The sequence below is a fragment of the Chryseobacterium kimseyorum genome (assembly GCF_025971945.1).
GTDB lineage: Bacteria > Bacteroidota > Bacteroidia > Flavobacteriales > Weeksellaceae > Chryseobacterium > Chryseobacterium kimseyorum.
Map to the genome: position 1 here is coordinate 95,193 of NZ_JAPDHW010000006.1, position 16,016 is coordinate 111,208.

Annotated in this window: 15 protein-coding genes and 2 tRNA genes; 10 read left to right on the forward strand and 7 right to left on the reverse strand. The window is 34.7% G+C overall.

Annotation, left to right across the window (positions count from 1 at the left end):
- Positions 1–3: 3 nt before the first annotated feature.
- From OMO38_RS09915 to OMO38_RS09930, 4 genes are read left to right on the forward strand one after another with little or no spacing between them, the layout of a single operon-like run.
- Entirely contained in the window at positions 4–1,893 is a 1,890-nt protein-coding gene (locus OMO38_RS09915; protein ID WP_264750023.1) for a DNA topoisomerase IV subunit B, read from the forward strand.
- Between the two features lie 16 nt (positions 1,894–1,909).
- Positions 1,910–2,386 carry a hypothetical protein gene (locus OMO38_RS09920; RefSeq protein WP_264750024.1) on the forward strand — a complete coding sequence of 159 codons (477 nt, stop codon included), beginning with the start codon at positions 1,910–1,912 and terminating at the stop codon, positions 2,384–2,386.
- 7 nt (positions 2,387–2,393) lie between these two features.
- Positions 2,394–4,976 (forward strand): DNA gyrase/topoisomerase IV subunit A, encoded by a 2,583-nt coding sequence (locus OMO38_RS09925; RefSeq protein ID WP_406567310.1) that lies wholly within the window; start codon positions 2,394–2,396, stop codon positions 4,974–4,976.
- Positions 4,977–4,987: 11 nt separating this feature from the next.
- Complete coding sequence (locus tag OMO38_RS09930; RefSeq protein WP_264750025.1) at positions 4,988–5,629, forward strand: rhomboid family intramembrane serine protease; 642 nt, start codon at positions 4,988–4,990, stop codon at positions 5,627–5,629.
- Positions 5,630–5,644: 15 nt separating this feature from the next.
- Here the strand turns inward: OMO38_RS09930 and OMO38_RS09935 are convergent, their stop codons facing one another.
- The 6 genes from OMO38_RS09935 to OMO38_RS09960 form a co-directional block, all read right to left on the reverse strand.
- The gene (locus tag OMO38_RS09935; RefSeq protein ID WP_264750026.1) at positions 5,645–6,184 is read right to left on the reverse strand and encodes a hypothetical protein; all 540 of its coding nucleotides are present in this window, start codon (positions 6,182–6,184) and stop codon (positions 5,645–5,647) included.
- A 77-nt stretch (positions 6,185–6,261) separates the two neighbouring features.
- Positions 6,262–6,807 (reverse strand): hypothetical protein, encoded by a 546-nt coding sequence (locus OMO38_RS09940; protein WP_264750027.1) that lies wholly within the window; start codon positions 6,805–6,807, stop codon positions 6,262–6,264.
- Between the two features lie 166 nt (positions 6,808–6,973).
- The gene (gene prmC / locus OMO38_RS09945; protein WP_264750028.1) at positions 6,974–7,825 is read right to left on the reverse strand and encodes a peptide chain release factor N(5)-glutamine methyltransferase; all 852 of its coding nucleotides are present in this window, start codon (positions 7,823–7,825) and stop codon (positions 6,974–6,976) included.
- Positions 7,826–8,584 carry a YaaA family protein gene (locus OMO38_RS09950; protein WP_264750029.1) on the reverse strand — a complete coding sequence of 253 codons (759 nt, stop codon included), beginning with the start codon at positions 8,582–8,584 and terminating at the stop codon, positions 7,826–7,828.
- A gap of 3 nt (positions 8,585–8,587) precedes the next feature.
- Entirely contained in the window at positions 8,588–9,289 is a 702-nt protein-coding gene (locus OMO38_RS09955; protein WP_264750030.1) for a CPBP family intramembrane glutamic endopeptidase, read from the reverse strand.
- Positions 9,290–9,300: 11 nt separating this feature from the next.
- Entirely contained in the window at positions 9,301–9,912 is a 612-nt protein-coding gene (locus tag OMO38_RS09960; RefSeq protein WP_264750031.1) for an L-threonylcarbamoyladenylate synthase, read from the reverse strand.
- 100 nt (positions 9,913–10,012) lie between these two features.
- Between OMO38_RS09960 and OMO38_RS09965 the strand changes: the two genes are divergently transcribed.
- The 3 genes from OMO38_RS09965 to OMO38_RS09975 all read left to right on the forward strand — a co-directional run bounded on the left by OMO38_RS09965 (position 10,013) and on the right by OMO38_RS09975 (position 10,851).
- Positions 10,013–10,085, forward strand: a tRNA-Met gene (locus OMO38_RS09965).
- A gap of 39 nt (positions 10,086–10,124) precedes the next feature.
- Positions 10,125–10,197 (forward strand) — tRNA-Met (locus OMO38_RS09970).
- A 255-nt stretch (positions 10,198–10,452) separates the two neighbouring features.
- Positions 10,453–10,851: a hypothetical protein gene (locus OMO38_RS09975; RefSeq protein WP_264750032.1), complete on the forward strand. Its 399-nt coding sequence runs from the start codon at positions 10,453–10,455 to the stop codon at positions 10,849–10,851.
- A 59-nt stretch (positions 10,852–10,910) separates the two neighbouring features.
- On the opposite strand, the gene OMO38_RS09980 is transcribed toward OMO38_RS09975, so the two are convergent.
- On the reverse strand, positions 10,911–11,480 hold the full coding sequence (locus tag OMO38_RS09980) for a hypothetical protein (RefSeq protein WP_264750033.1): 570 nt from the start codon (positions 11,478–11,480) through the stop codon (positions 10,911–10,913).
- Between the two features lie 322 nt (positions 11,481–11,802).
- On the opposite strand from OMO38_RS09980, the gene OMO38_RS09985 reads away from it, so the two are divergent.
- From OMO38_RS09985 to OMO38_RS09995, 3 genes are read left to right on the forward strand one after another with little or no spacing between them, the layout of a single operon-like run.
- Positions 11,803–12,168, forward strand: a complete 366-nt coding sequence (locus OMO38_RS09985) for a BlaI/MecI/CopY family transcriptional regulator (protein WP_264750034.1) — start codon at positions 11,803–11,805, stop codon at positions 12,166–12,168.
- Position 12,169: 1 nt separating this feature from the next.
- The gene (locus OMO38_RS09990; protein WP_264750035.1) at positions 12,170–14,122 is read left to right on the forward strand and encodes a M56 family metallopeptidase; all 1,953 of its coding nucleotides are present in this window, start codon (positions 12,170–12,172) and stop codon (positions 14,120–14,122) included.
- 51 nt (positions 14,123–14,173) lie between these two features.
- Entirely contained in the window at positions 14,174–16,012 is a 1,839-nt protein-coding gene (locus OMO38_RS09995; RefSeq protein WP_264750036.1) for a M56 family metallopeptidase, read from the forward strand.
- The last annotated feature ends 4 nt before the right edge of the window (positions 16,013–16,016 follow it).

A 16,016-nucleotide genomic window follows, 5' to 3' on the forward strand; every position in this document is an offset into this window, starting at 1 on the left:
TCTATGTCACAAGAAATAAACCCTGTATATTCCGAAGATAACATCAGAACCCTCGATTGGCAGGAGCATATTCGTTTACGTCCCGGTATGTACATCGGGAAGCTGGGCGATGGCTCATCTGCGGATGATGGTATCTATATTTTGCTGAAAGAAATTCTAGATAACTCGATTGATGAGTTCAGAATGAAATCCGGTAAAAGAATTGAAATAAAAGTCGACGACGGAAAAGTTACGATTCGTGATTTCGGTCGTGGAATTCCTTTAGGAAAAGTCGTGGATGCCGTTTCTAAAATGAATACCGGTGGTAAATACGACAGCAAGGCCTTTAAAAAATCTGTTGGTTTGAATGGTGTTGGAACGAAAGCGGTAAATGCACTTTCAGACTATTTCAGAGTCCGTTCTTTCCGTGAAGGGAAAATGAAGATGGCTGAGTTCTCAAGAGGAATTATCACCGAAGATCACGCCGAAAAAGATACGTCAGACAGAAACGGAACAGAGATTTCTTTCGTGCCGGATGCTGATATTTTCCTGCATTTTAAATTCAGAAAAGAGTATATCGAAAGAATGCTCCGCAATTATTCTTATCTGAATCCGGGACTGAAGATACTTTTTAACGGTGAAACTTTCTATTCTGAAAACGGTCTTAAAGATTTGTTGGAAGAAGAGCTGGAAAGTGATGTACTGTATCCGATTGTTCATTTGAGAGATAATGACATCGAACTGGCGGTAACGCATACCGACAAATCTCAGACAGAAACTTACTTTTCATTCGTAAACGGACAGAATACAACGCAGGGTGGTACGCATTTGAATGCTTTCCGTGAAGCGTATGTGAAAACGATCCGTGAATTTTTCAATAAGAATTTTGACGCATCAGATATTAGAAAGTCGATTGTTGCAGCAATTTCAATTAATGTGGAAGAACCCGTTTTTGAATCTCAGACGAAAACAAAATTGGGTTCCAACGACATCGGCCCGAACGGTCCGACGGTAAGAATTTTCATCATTGATTTCCTGAAAAGTAAATTAGATAATTTCCTGCACAAAAATCCTGAGATTGCTGAAGCGATACAGAGAAAAATTTTAATCTCAGAAAGAGAAAGAAAAGAACTTTCAGGAATTCAGAAATTAGCAAGAGAAAGAGCTAAGAAAGTTTCGCTTCACAATAAGAAACTTCGTGACTGCAGACAGCATTACAACGATCAGAAGGCAGAAAGAAAAGCTGAAACACAGATTTTCATTACCGAAGGAGATTCTGCATCAGGATCTATCACAAAATCAAGAGATGTAGAAACGCAGGCCGTATTTTCTCTAAAAGGTAAACCGCTGAACTGTTATGGTTTAACGAAAAAAGTAGTGTATGAAAATGAGGAATTTAACCTTCTTCAGGCAGCTTTAAATATCGAAGAAAGTCTTGAAGATTTAAGATACAATCAGGTCATTATCGCTACCGATGCCGATGTTGACGGAATGCACATCAGACTTCTGATGATTACCTTTTTCCTTCAGTTTTTCCCTGATGTAATTAAAAACGGACATTTATATATTCTTCAGACCCCATTATTCAGAGTAAGAAATAAAAAGGAAACAAGATATTGTTACACCGAATTGGAAAGAGTGAAAGCCTTAAATGAATTGGGCAAAAATCCTGAAATTACCCGATTTAAAGGTTTGGGAGAAATTTCACCAGACGAATTTAAAAATTTCATTGGAAAAGATATTCGCCTTGAGCCGGTTGTTTTGGGTAAAGATCAGACCATCGAGCAACTGTTAGAGTTTTACATGGGGAAAAATACCCCGGACCGACAGGTTTTTATTCTGGAAAACCTCGTAGTGGAAGATGCCAATATCAGTGATAAAGAAATTATAAGTGAAGTAGAAGAAATTATTTAGAATACAAAGACCACAAATGAGATTAAGTAACCGTACCAAAGCCCCAGTTTACAATTTCATCAATACATTATTATTAATGATGTTTTTTGGAGGAATTATTGGTTTTATTATAGAGGAATATAAGTTTCAGATTTTAGGCGCTCTCAGCTATCTGCTGATCATTATTCCGGTTTCGCTGTTAGTACTTTTCTATATCAACGGCAGACAGATATTTGAATATGACAGCGACGGTGAAGCTCTACATTTTAAAAATAGAAATATTGTACCGTTTCTTAACCAACCATTGAGTGACGAATTTCCAAAGTACAAACTGATGAAATTTGAAACAGTAAGTCTGTTATTTGTCAAAAGATTATATGTTACCATTTCCAGTAAAAACAGCGGTTCAACGATCTTAAAGTATGAGATCTCATATTTAACTCAGAAAGAAGTCAACGATTTAAAATTTTCGCTTAATAAAGTGATCAAAGCAAACAAAGAAAGAAGACATTAGGAAAGTAATGATAGAAGAAAACTCTCACGAAGGCGAAAGCTTAAAAAAAGTTTCAGGACTGTACAAAGACTGGTTTCTGGATTATGCATCTTATGTAATTTTAGATAGAGCAATTCCGTCTGTTTATGATGGTTTCAAGCCTGTTCAGCGTAGAATTATGCATTCTATGCGTGAGCTGGAGGACGGCAGATACAATAAAGTCGCCAACATCGTCGGAAATACTATGAAATATCACCCTCACGGTGATGCTTCGATTACCGATGCGATGGTAGGAATCGGGCAAAGAGAATTGCTGATTGATACTCAGGGGAACTGGGGAAATATCTACACTGGGGATTCTGCAGCAGCAGCGAGATATATTGAAGCGAGGTTGACCCCTTTCGCGTTGGAAGTAGTCTTCAATCCGAAAACTACAGTGTGGTCTAAATCTTATGACGGCAGAAATAATGAACCGGTAGATTTACCTGTAAAATTCCCGTTGCTTTTGGCACAGGGTGTTGAAGGAATCGGGGTCGGACTTTCCACAAAAATTCTTCCGCACAATTTTAATGAACTGATTAATGCTTCAGTAGCTCATTTAAAAGGCAAGAAGTTTGAAATTTTCCCTGATTTTCTGACAGCAGGTTTTCTGGATGTTTCGGAATACAATGACGGTCACAGAGGTGGAAAAGTAAGAGCCAGAGCAAAAATTTCTCAGGTCGACAAGCATACGCTGATGATCTCTGAGCTTCCTTTTTCTAAGAATACAGGCGATTTGATTGATTCAATCATTAAAGCCAACGAAAAAGGGAAAATTAAAATTAAAAAAATTGAAGACAATACCTCAGATAAAGTAGAGATTCTGATTTATCTTCACAACGAAGTTTCACCAGACAAAACGATTGATGCTTTGTACGCCTTTACCGACTGTCAGGTAACGATTTCGCCAAATGCCTGTGTCATTGTTGGGGACAAACCTATGTTCCTGAACGTTTCTGAAATTCTAAGAATGAATACTGATCATACGGTTTCATTGCTTAAAAAAGAATTGGAAATCGAACTTAACGAACTGCAGGAAAGCTGGCATTTTTCTTCACTGGAAAGAATTTTTATTGAAAACAGAATCTATCACGATATTGAAGAGGTAAAAAGCTGGGAAGACGTTTTAAAAACCATTGCGATTGGTCTGAAACCTCATACAGCACATCTTTTGAGAGAAGTGACAGAAGAGGATATTCTGAGACTTACTGAAATCAGAATTAAAAGAATTTCAAGATTCGATTTAGATAAATTTAAAGAAAATATTGCTGCATTAGAAGGTAAAATCGAACAGGTCAGACATCATCTTGCCAATCTGATTGCCTACGCGATTGATTATTATTTAAATATTCAGAAAAAATACGGAAAAGGCAGAGAACGTAAAACCGAACTGAGAATTTTTGATACTATTGATGCATCCAAAGTTGCAGTAGCCAACGAGAAATTCTACGCTAATTTCGAAGAAGGTTTCGTAGGAACTTCATTAAAAAAAGATCAGTTTTTATTCGACTGTTCCGATATCGACGATATTATTACTTTCAGAAGAGACGGAAGTATGAAGGTCGTGAAAGTTGAAGCCAAAACCTTTATCGGAAAAGATATTCTGCACGTTGCGATTTGGAAGAAAAACGACAAGCGAACCGTTTACAACATGATTTACCGTGAGGGAATGCAGGGGCCATTTTATATGAAACGTTTTTCGGTAACCGGAGTAACCAGAAATACAGATTACCGTCTGGCATCTGATGCAAAAGGTTCAGAAACACTTTATTTCTCAGCAAATCCGAATGGTGAAGCGGAAACAGTAACCGTTCTTCTAAAACCAAACCCGAGAATCAGGAAAAATAAAATGGATATTGATTTCTCAGAAATAGGAATCAAAGGCCGTGATTCTAAAGGGAATCTGGTCACCAAATATTCTGTGAAAAAAGTAGATCTAAAAGAGGAAGGTGTTTCTACACTGGCACCTCGTAAAATCTGGTTTGATGATACCGTAAGACGTCTGAATGCGGATGTGAGAGGAACGTTGTTAGGCAGTTTTAAAGGTGACGATAAGATTTTAACAGTCAATTCTCAGGGTGAAGCAAAGCTGATCAGTTTTGATCTTGGAAACCGTTTCGATGACGAATATATCATTCTTGAAAAATGGAGACCACAGCAGCCGATTACCTGTATTTACTATGACGGCGAAAAAGATATTTATTTTATTAAAAGATTTTTGCTTGAGAATACAACGAATCCGCAGACCTTTATGCCTTCGGAACATCCGAAATCTTTTATCGAAAGAATTTTAGTCTCCAATGGCACCACTGCTGAAATTATCTTTGCGAAGGATAAAGGAAAAGAACGTGATCCGGAAACTGTAAATATAGACGAATTCATCGGTGTCAAAGGAATTAAGGCAATTGGAAATCAGTTTACGAAATTTAAAGTAAAAACCATCAACATTACCATTCCTGAACCGGAAGAAGAAGAGCCGGAAGTTTACGAAGAACCAGATTTTACACCGTCAGCAGACGAAGATGGTGGTACAATTGGTGATTTGTTTGACGATGGTTCTGTTGAAAATTAAGAACAAAAATTATGAGTGTAATCGTTATTATATTAATTGCAATGACATCAATTATCAGTTATTTCGGACTGAATAATATGGCAATGTTTGAAAAATACAAGTTTAATGTTGCAGCAATAAGCAATAGAAAAGAATACATAAGATTGATAAGCTCAGGATTTTTGCATGCTGACTTTATGCACCTGTTTTTCAATATGTTTTCACTTTATTTGTTTCAGGGAGCAGTTATCCAATTTTTTGGAGAAATAGGGTTTTTGATTATTTATTTTGCTTCCATGCTTTTAGGGAATGTATTCAGTCTTTTTATTTACAAAAATCAACCATGGTATTCTGCGATTGGTGCTTCTGGTGCCGTTTCAGGAGTTATTTTTGCGGCGATAGCAATGGTACCCAATGAGATCCGTGTAAACTTTTTGCCAGGATGGCTTTTCGGAACACTGTATTTCGGATATTCTGTTTATATGATGTTAAACCCAAAACAATGGGATAATTTGGGACATGCTGCCCATTTGGGCGGTGCATTCTTTGGACTGATTTATTCGATAACGCTAAATCCTGAGCTGGCGATGAGTAATATTCTTTATTTGGGAGCGATGTCACTACCTCTGTTATACTTATCATACGAAATCTTTATAAAGAAAAAAATCGGTTAGAATTAATCGATTTTTTTATGCTTTATCGTTTTTAATCTTCTCGTAAATATATACTGGAAGTTTTGCGACAGAAATTTTCAGTTTATCTGAATTCAATTTTTGTAAATTCTTATCATTGATGTAATTATTACAGCTCATAAACAGGAAATAAGAAATAACTCGATTGTAATCATCAAGCTTCTCATCCTCAATCATTGCAAGCATCTGAGACATAAATTTTTCTCTGTCTTCTGCTTCTGACACGGCACGGCCAAGCCTTCCCACACTTCCGTAATAATGATTCTTTACAGGATTATCTAATCTAAAAGTAATTCCCATAATAAGATCATAAACGTTGATATTCAACTCTTCTAATTCCTTGATGTACGTATGACGAGATTTCCATGCATAACTTCCATCTGACAGTCTATCAAAGCGGTCATTCATAATGTCTAAATGTGACTTTAGAAAAATATCCCATCTGCCTGTCTCTGCAGAAAGAAGGGCCATATTTACACCCTGTACTCTTGGTCTCCTGTCTTGACTACAAAACCCTACAGCCTTTTCGGATCTCATCTGTTCAAGAATTTCCGTTTTTTTAGAATGCGAAAGTTTTCGCCAGTTTAACGGTAGGTTTACCGAAAAATCATGATTTAAATCTTTATCTTCATTATCCTGATTAACTTCAATAAATTTCGTCGAGGAAGTGTCAATAAGACAGTCAGAATAAATGATTTGCCTTGAATATTCTGGCTCCAGTAATACTTTCTTAAATTCAGATGCAAAATAAAAGCGGTTATCTTTTCATCAGTGTAATTATCTTTATCATTATATTCATAAATCCAGCTGTTTTCACCATTGTGTTCAAAAAGTTTTTGGCTGTAATCTTTTTCTATTTCTACACCGTAATCGTCGCCAAAATCGATTTCATTATACGTTATTACATCCTTGTCTCTGTAATTTTTTATTTTAGATTTTATAATGAGCAAATCTTTTCTCACAACAGCATTAGGATATTTTACAATAAAATCTTCGTAAGAAATATGGTTGTCAATATCTTTCTTGGCGTTTTCGACATGTTCTTTCTCTAAAGTGATAAGGTGTCCTATTGTTTGCTGTTTAGAATAGAATTTCTGATCGAGGTCACAGACTTTATATTTTAGATGTAGAGAATCCACAATTTTGCCCAGTTTAGACATGGTATCTTTACTGTAAATTAATCCGTTTTTAAAAGTAGTAAATTCTGTCTGTGCCTGTAAAGAATGCTGTGAAAGGACTGTGAGCGTTAATAATATTTTTTTTCATCGGTAAAAGAGTTATCAGTTTGAATGATAACGTTAAGATACCTGAAATTATTTTGTATGATTACCTCAAACCAATTACGAAACGGTCGTTTTCGCTTAAATCTTTGACTAACTCTGCGTGTGAGAAACTATCCTGATACAATTCTAAAGTTTCCAGACCCAGTTTTTGATTAATTTCCAGAAACAGCAATCCATTTTCATTTAAATATTGCTCACAATCTTCAGCAATCTTCCTATAAAAAATCAAAGCATCTGAAGTTGGTGAAAAAAGTGCCATAAGAGGTTCAAATCCCTTTACAGAATCTTCAATTTCTACTTCTTCCTCAATCCCAATATAGGGCGGATTTGATATGATGACATCATAGTTTTCAGTCAAAGTAGAATTCAGATAGTCGGCATGAATGAATTTGATGTCAAGCTGATGAAATTCTGCATTTCTCTGGGCAACTTCCAGTGCCTTTTCAGAAAAATCAATGGAAGAAACTTCTGCATCGGGAAAATGCTTTTTTAAAACCAAAGGAATTACACCGCTTCCGGTTCCAATGTCTAAAATTTTCAAACCTTGATGTGTAAACGCTGAATCTTTAATTTTCCGGATGGCAATTTCCAGAAATTCTTCCGTTTCCGGACGTGGAATTAAGACGTTTTCATTTACGAAAAAATTCATTCCGTAAAATTCTGTTTCTCCTAAAATATGCTGGTAGGGTTTTCCTGTTTTTAATTTAGAAATAACTTGCAGAAGCTGATTTTCATGATGATCTGACAATTCATTTTCAGATAAAGTTCTTAGCTGAATTTGATTTAAATCTAAAATTCTATCAGCGAAAATTGAAAAGAGAAAATCGCTCTCCGAATCTGTGTAGAGTTCCGAAAGCTCTGTTTTAAACTGTTTTTTTAAATCCGAAATTGTCATTTATCTTGTAAAAACCAGTTTTGTATCCGTCGATTTTTCTTCATCAATTCTGTAGCCTTCGTAGTTGAACGCTTTCACATCATTTAAGGTTTTAGCTTGAGTTTCTGCACAGAATCTAACGACCAAACCTCTTGCATGTTTTGTGTAAACAACGATGGTTTTAAGTTTTCCTTCTCTCAATTCATAAAATTCGAAATCAATGACTTTATGATTGAGCTTTTTTCTGTCGATAACTTTTCCATATTCGTTGCTGCATAAAAATAGAAGCAATTCGTTCTTTTTCATTTCAGAATTAAGCTGCTCTGTGAGTTTCTCAGTCCAGAAACTGTAAAGATTTTTATATTCATCAAACTCAAACGGTCGTCCCATTTCAAGTCGGTACAGCATCACTTTGTCTGATGGTTTTAGCAAACCGTATAAGCCAGAAATCATTCTGTAGTTTTTCTGTAAATAATCAACAGCCTTTTTATCTAAAGTTTTAGCATCTAATCCGCGGTAAACTTCACCTGTGAAGGCAAACATTGCCGGAGCTGACTCTTTTGTGGTAGGCTTTGCTTTCCATTTCTGATTTCTTTCCCAGTTTTCATCTGCTAATTTGGGCGAAATTTCCATCAGCTCGGAAAGATATTTTGGAGATTTAGGTTTTAGAAAAGAATGGATAAATGCTGCATCGTCAATGAATTTAGGACTTGTAGTTCTCAACAAATCTGTTGAGTTTTCTGTATTCATTAATTTTGCAGGAGATGTTATAATTTTCATAGTTTAAAAAACAGATATGTGTTTAAGACCGATCAGATTCATGAGCATGAGAGAGATAAAATCAAACATGAAATGGCAGATGATCAAAATTTTAATATTCGAATATTTCTTGTAAAAAACGGCAAATACAATTCCTATAAAAAATGGAACGACAACCTGGCCAATTGTTCCGTAAGAACTGTGAAGAATTCCGAACAGCAATGCTGATACAGTAATTCCTAATACCGGACTGTTGTATATCTTTTCAATTCTAGGCTGAATATACGCCCGCATCAGTAATTCTTCAATCACTCCCGCGGTGAGACAGGTAAAAACAATCAGAAAATAATTATTTTTAAAAATTAAACTGAGCTGTAATAGCTTATCACTTACTTTCTCATGAGTGATCAGCATAATTATTCCATTTAAAACAGTTCCACCTACCGCACAGATAAGATAGAGACAGATTACCGCAACTAAATAAAAACCGGCAGAATATTTTTTGTCTTCCCAAACGAAGAATGATCTGTTCTCAATAAAAAAATTATAAAGAAAAACCAGTACTAAGACAAGCCATAAAGAAAGTCTGTCGTAAAAGAAAAGATCAGCGGTAAATGTTTTAATATGAAAAAACTGATTGATGATCGGTATTGAGTACAGCATTGAGAAGGCAAGAAGTACAAAAGTAAGTACAATGCCTACAGAGTATTTTGCGTTAAGACTCATTGTGTAAACTTCTAAATTTCACCTTTTCCCTGTCTGATGATTTCCGGTTCGCCTGAAGTAAGATCAACAATGGTAGACGCCACGTTATCTCCATATCCGGAATCGATTACGATATCCACAAGATGATCATATTTTTCGGCTATCAATTCAGGGTCTGTAGAATACTCAATAATCTCATCATCATCTTTTATCGACGTTGATGCAATCGGGTGTCCCAGTTTTTCAACAATTAACTGCGGAATCGAATGATCCGGAACCCGGATTCCTATTGTTTTATGGTTTTTATATGCTAACGGTAAACTTTTATTGGCTTCCAGAATAAAGGTAAACGGACCGGGAAGGTGGCTCTTCAAAAATCTGAAAACAGAAGTGTCAATGGGTCTTGTAAAATCTGAAAGGTGGCTTAAATCATTACAGATAATTGAGAATTTCGCTTTGTCGAGCTTCTGTTTTTTGATCTGAGCGAGTTTTTCCATGGCTTTAATATCAAAAATATTGCAGCCCAATGCGTAGACGGTGTCAGACGGATAGATAATCAGTCCGCCATTATTCAGGGTTTTAATGACCTCGTTGATAAGGTTTTCCTGAGGATTGTCGGGGTAAATTCTAAGTATTTTTGCCATATAACAAAGATACAAATATTTAAATTATTTTCCGAAAACGCCGTATTTAAAAGAAATACTTGGAATGTTAAAATAAATTCGTACATTTGCAATCCAATATCGCGGGATAGAGCAGTAGGTAGCTCGTCGGGCTCATAACCCGGAGGTCATCGGTTCGAGTCCGGTTCCCGCTACTAAGTTAAGTGCTTTCGGTAAGCACTCTAAAGATACACCGCGGGATAGAGCAGTAGGTAGCTCGTCGGGCTCATAACCCGGAGGTCATCGGTTCGAGTCCGGTTCCCGCTACTAACAGGAGAATTACAATTGTAGTTCTCCTTTTTTTTATGGTGATAACAAGATATCAACTTTAAAAAAATGTATAGGTTTTCATTTTTCAATCCACTGCGTAGTGCCGGTGTCTGTTAAAAAATCGTAAAAATTTGTGGTAATCTGAATTTTTTAATAAACTTGAAAATTCAAAAGTTTCTGTGATACTTAGTGTCAATAATATTAGATAAAAATCAAGAAACTGAGAAAGTGAAATTTAATAAAAAAAGATTTATGGAAAACTCCCAAGAAACAAATGTCAAGAAGATTGAAGCATTTATGGAAAAATGGTTTAAACATTTTGACGAGTTAGATGAAAACAGCTTCTTCCTGCAATACTTGTCTGAAGATGTAAAAATGAAGTTCCCAGGTAATGATTTATTTACCGGGCACGAAGGATTCAGCAACTGGTTTACAGAATCTAAAAACAATCTTGTAGCAAATACCACACATCATGTTTCTGACATTAAAATTACAGAGACGGCAAAAAATCAGTTCGACATTGCCTTTGACGTAAGATATGTTGCAGAGATGAAAAATCAGAAAATTGATATGGATGTGAGAGAAGACTGGAAATTATCATGGGATGATGTAAAGAACCAGCCTGTAATATCTGAATATATCGTAAGTTAATTATAACTGTTTATACTCAAAAAGAAATCCCGCTTCGTAGTAGAAACGGGATTTTTTATTTAGTTAACTAGAGTGTCAAAATTCTGAAGTTTGTAATCATCAGATTTTAACTGCTCAAAGTAAGTTGATTTGTTATTTCCTTTCATCTTTTTTACTGCACCTACAGCTCCTGAAAAATCTTTATCAATTTTTGATGAAATTTCTGTCGGTTTGAAGTCAAGCTTTACGCTGTCATCTGATACCCCAAGATATCCATTCTTTTTAGTAACATAGTTGATGTAGTTTTCGTAGATGCCTAAAGTATTTCTGAAGTATTGTGTATGATAGTTCAAACATTTTTTAGTTTCTTTTGATCTACCTAAAATACAGCTTGCCATATTTCCTTTGTAAAGATCAAATTCCTGAGATACTTTATCGTATTCGTTTTTTAAAGCAACCTTTCCATTATCCAGAACAGTTGTGTTTCCTTGATTTTCACTGATCTTCTTTAGATGTTCTACCACAACCGGAACTGTGGCTTCAATTTTTGATTTTGCTTCGGTTACAGAACCGAATACTGATGACATCTGAGCTGATGCTGAGCTAAAAATAAATAATAATAAAACAGTAAGTAGATTATATCTTTTCATGAGAAATTTTTAAAGCACTAAAATAAATATATTTTCTCAGTTTAAGCAAGTAGATTTTAATTTTATTTAATAAATTTTAACAAGTTTTATGAAATTATAATATTATAAACTTAATTACTGCTAAATATTTAGTCATAAAATACAGTGAGTTGAAAATTTAACATATTTTAATAAAAAATATTCATCTGATAATCAGCTAATTAACAAATTTAAATCTTTATCACTAAAAAAATAGTTGTTCGATTGGATTTAATTTCTACATTTGTATAACTAATTTACTAGTGATACAGATTTCAAAGGTAAATGTAAGATAGAAAATGATATGAAGATTCAAAACTTAACAAAAGCAGAAGAGCAGGTAATGCAGTATTTATGGAGACTCGAAAAGGGTTTTCTGAAAGATGTTCTTGATCTCTTCCCGGAACCGAAACCTCACACGAATACGGTTTCTACTATTCTAAAGGTTTTGAAAGAGAAAGAATTTGTAGACTATAATATATATGGAAGACAGCATGAATATTTCCCTCTTGTTTCTAAAGAGCAGTATTCTGGGAAGACCATGAAAAGTCTTGTGAAAAATTATTTTAAAGGTTCTTACAAAAGTGCCGTTTCTTTTTTGGTTGAAAAAAATGAGATGACCGTTGAAGATCTTGAAATGTTACTGAACGAACTCAAAAAGAAAGACTAAGATGGAAGCACTGGTTTTATATTTCGGAAAAGTAATCATCTGCTCGGGTGTACTGTTTTTGTATTATCAGTTGTCTCTTAAAGACAAGACGTTTCATCATTACAACAGGTTTTATTTACTGTTTGCGATGATTACTTCTATATTGCTTCCCTTAATAAGAGTAGAAGATTTTACGATTGAAGTGAGCAACGACATTTATTTGCTTATTAACAGGATACAGAATTTAAACACAAACAATACAGCGGATCATGATTACATTTATTTTAGAATTGTTTTTTCAGCTTTGGGATTGGTGTCTTTCTATTTTTTAGGAAAACTGCTTTACGGAGTTTTAAAAATTACACAATTTAAAAACCAGTTTCAGAAAGAAACTTTTGAAGGAGTGAATTTCTACCAGACCAACCTTTCAGAAGCACCGTTTTCATACTTTAAAAATCTTTTTTGGAAGAATACCATTGTGATCAATTCAGACATTGGAAGGCAGATTTTGAAACATGAGATGGTTCACATAGAGCAGAAACATTCGTATGATAAAATATTTATTGAGATCATTACTGCTGTTTTTTGGTTCAATCCGTTCTTTCATATTATTAAAAAAGAAATAAGTTTAATTCACGAATATCTGGCTGATAAAAAAGCCGTCAAAAAATCGGACACAAAAGCATTTGCGCAGATGCTTTTAGCAAGTCACTTTTCCGGAAATCAATTAACGGTGACCAGTCCGTTTCTCAGTTCAAACCTAAAAAAAAGACTCAAGATGTTACAGAAACCCCAAACCAAATTCGGTTATGCGCGTAGAATTTTTGCATTACCGGTGTTATTTACAGTTGCTTTCGCTTATATGGTGAACGCGAAAAATAAAGAAATTGCAGAGACCAATATCGAAATAGAAAATGCAGTTTCTGAGATTAAAAAAGATACTATTTCTCCTAAAAATAATATCGATCAGATCGTAGAAAGACAGGAAGCTAAAATTTCTAAAGCGAATGACGATTTAAGGATTCAATCTGAAAAGCTTAAAACTTTAAGCGAAAAATCGAAAGAAAAAGCGGCAGAATTGAAAAAAATTGCCAAAGAAAAAGGTGATGACAGCTATGAATTTGAATTGAAAGCAAAGGAATTGAAACAGCTTTCTGGCGAAATGGATAAGATTGTTGACAACGCTTATGATTTAAAATTTAAAACGGATTCTCCCAATGGCAATAGTTATTTCTTTAAATTAAATGAAGATAAAGGAGTTGAACTGAGTAATTTTTTATATTCTAAGGAGTTTAAAGAAAGATCGGGTTTAACAGATGATAAAATTAGAGATTTGAATGAAAAAATAGGTCGTCGGGTTGGTAAAATAAATAAATTTTATCTCAATGGGAAAGATATAATGGCTAATGAAAATCAATCCATACCGCCAACTCCTATAACTCCGCCAATAGTAGCTCGTGGATACACAGGAGTTGCAAAATATACTGAGGTGAAGCCCTATGTTTTATCTAAAAAAGACCAGAGAAAGCTGGAGAAATTATCAAAAGAAAGAGCCGAACTGGCAAGAAAGCAGGCTGAGATTTCTAAAAAGCAGGCGGAAATTATCGGTGAGAAAACTCAGAATAATCCATGGATTATTTCTGTAGATGCACATGCAAATCCAAAAGCAGACTATACTGTAATTTCTAAATATGTGGATTCTGAAAAAAAAGTGAAAAATACCATCGTGAATACTCAAAATACACGTGTCATTACTGATGGTGCTATTTCCGATGCTCGTAAATTTAATATCAGTGGATTGGATGACTTTGATAATGATGTAAAAATTCTGATCGATGGAAAGGTGGTATCAAAGGAAGATTTGGCTGCTTTCGATTCAAAAAATATAAAAGATGTGCATGTTGTTAGAAATAAGGTGAATGGAAGACTGAAAGGAGAAATAATTGTAAACACCAAAAAAGGAAAGGCGGAATAGGTCCGGAAATTTTTAAAGATAATTTTAATTGACATCCAAAACGAATATGATATGGAAGCGCTGATTTTATACTTCGGAAAAGTAATAATTTGCTCAGGTGTTATGTTTTTGTACTATCAAATTGCTTTGAAAGACAAAACATTCCATCATTACAACAGATTTTATCTTCTTGCGATGATGGTAGTATCCATGATTCTGCCTTTACTTAAAATCGAATATTTCACAATTGAATTCAGCGATGAAGTTTTTGTTTTGCTCAATAAAATTCAAACTTTTACAGATTCTAAAAACACAAATGATGGAATCAGTTATCTGAAGTATATCAACTGGGGAATCGCCGGCGTTGCAGTCATTTTATTATGCAAACTTTTATTCGGAATATTTAAAATTATTAAATTTAAATCTCAATTCGAGAAAGAGAACTTTGAAGGAATCAATTTTTATCAGACCAATCTTTCAGAGGCGCCGTTTTCTTACTTTAAAAATCTGTTCTGGAAGAATTCCATTATAATAAATTCAGACATTGGAAAACAGATTTTAAAGCATGAGATGGTTCACATCGAGCAGAAACATTCTTACGATAAAATTTTTATTGAAATCGTAACTTCAATATTCTGGTTCAATCCGTTTTTTTACTTTATAAAAAAAGAAATTAATTTAATTCACGAATATCTGGCGGATAACAAAGCTGTCAGACAGTCGGACACCAAAGCATTTGCGCAGATGCTTTTAGCAAGTCACTTTTCCGGAAATCAATTAACGGTGACCAGTCCGTTTCTCAGTTCAAACCTAAAAAAAAGACTCAAGATGATTCAAAAACCAAAGACAAAATTCGGATATGCGCGCAGACTTTTTGCGTTGCCGGTGGTATTTACCGTTGCTTTCGCCTACATGGTAAACGCTAAAAACAGAGAGATAGAAAAAGTAAACGATGATGCTGAAAAAATAATGAAGTCATTAGAAAACAGAAGTGGGCAGACTAATGATGAAATCAGTCTCACCAACGCTGAAAATGTTGTTTCAAAAGATACCATCAAACCAACAAATTCTCAGACTTCTGAGGGCGCTATTGTTTCAAATTTAAAGATTGCAGGCATCGAAGGTGACCCTCTCAGTACATTTATGAAGGATGCTGATGATCATGATATTTTTCTGGTAGAAGGTAAAAAGGTCAGCAGGTCTGAATTTGCAGATTTTTTAGAAAAGAACAGAGAAACTCCCAATTATGTATTCAGCCATTCGGCGCGTAAGACCGATGCCGTAAATGTTATGATTTACAGTGCTGCTAAAAATAATGACAAGGTTTCCAGCGCTGTAAGAAACAAGATGATGAAGGAAAATAATCTAGGAAATGACATGTTCTTGTTTTTGACCAAAATGCAAGTCACAGATAAGGAAAGAGAAGACCTGAGACAGTCAGTATTAGACAGAGCAAAAGCTAAAAAAGCTTCACAGGAAGCGGAAGATAATACAGATCATGAGGCAACACAAAATGTCAATTTTGTAAAAGGAATAGATGATGCTGAAAGGCTTAGAATAAAATCAGAAAAAGAACTTGAAGCCCGAAAAGAGAATATCATCATGTTCAAGCACGAAGAAATTATATCTTATGTGAAAAATAAAGACCAAACTTTTACAAAAGATGAAAGAAAGTCTCCTGTGAAATCAAGTGTTATGGTTTTACCTTTAAAAGACGGGCAGTTTTTTATCGATGGAAAAGAATTTACAAAAGAAGAACTGAGAAATTACATGAAGGTTTTTCAGGAAGAAATTATTAAAAAGGATATTGCTTCGGCAAAAGCTCCATTTAAGTCTGTGAAAATGTACAGAACTCCGTACGGAGACAGAGGTTTCTCAAAACTGGATAAAGTGGAATTTTCAACTAAATAAATTT

Coding starts and splice junctions, on each gene's coding strand:
- OMO38_RS09915 (WP_264750023.1), top strand. CDS start 4: ATGTCACAAGAAATAAACCCTGTATATTCCGAAGATAACATCAGAACC.
- OMO38_RS09920 (WP_264750024.1), top strand. CDS start 1,910: ATGAGATTAAGTAACCGTACCAAAGCCCCAGTTTACAATTTCATCAAT.
- OMO38_RS09925 (WP_406567310.1), top strand. CDS start 2,394: ATGATAGAAGAAAACTCTCACGAAGGCGAAAGCTTAAAAAAAGTTTCA.
- OMO38_RS09930 (WP_264750025.1), top strand. CDS start 4,988: ATGAGTGTAATCGTTATTATATTAATTGCAATGACATCAATTATCAGT.
- OMO38_RS09935 (WP_264750026.1), bottom strand. CDS start 6,184: ATGAGATCCGAAAAGGCTGTAGGGTTTTGTAGTCAAGACAGGAGACCA.
- OMO38_RS09940 (WP_264750027.1), bottom strand. CDS start 6,807: ATGTCTAAACTGGGCAAAATTGTGGATTCTCTACATCTAAAATATAAA.
- prmC (WP_264750028.1), bottom strand. CDS start 7,825: ATGACAATTTCGGATTTAAAAAAACAGTTTAAAACAGAGCTTTCGGAA.
- OMO38_RS09950 (WP_264750029.1), bottom strand. CDS start 8,584: ATGAAAATTATAACATCTCCTGCAAAATTAATGAATACAGAAAACTCA.
- OMO38_RS09955 (WP_264750030.1), bottom strand. CDS start 9,289: ATGAGTCTTAACGCAAAATACTCTGTAGGCATTGTACTTACTTTTGTA.
- OMO38_RS09960 (WP_264750031.1), bottom strand. CDS start 9,912: ATGGCAAAAATACTTAGAATTTACCCCGACAATCCTCAGGAAAACCTT.
- OMO38_RS09975 (WP_264750032.1), top strand. CDS start 10,453: ATGGAAAACTCCCAAGAAACAAATGTCAAGAAGATTGAAGCATTTATG.
- OMO38_RS09980 (WP_264750033.1), bottom strand. CDS start 11,480: ATGAAAAGATATAATCTACTTACTGTTTTATTATTATTTATTTTTAGC.
- OMO38_RS09985 (WP_264750034.1), top strand. CDS start 11,803: ATGAAGATTCAAAACTTAACAAAAGCAGAAGAGCAGGTAATGCAGTAT.
- OMO38_RS09990 (WP_264750035.1), top strand. CDS start 12,170: ATGGAAGCACTGGTTTTATATTTCGGAAAAGTAATCATCTGCTCGGGT.
- OMO38_RS09995 (WP_264750036.1), top strand. CDS start 14,174: ATGGAAGCGCTGATTTTATACTTCGGAAAAGTAATAATTTGCTCAGGT.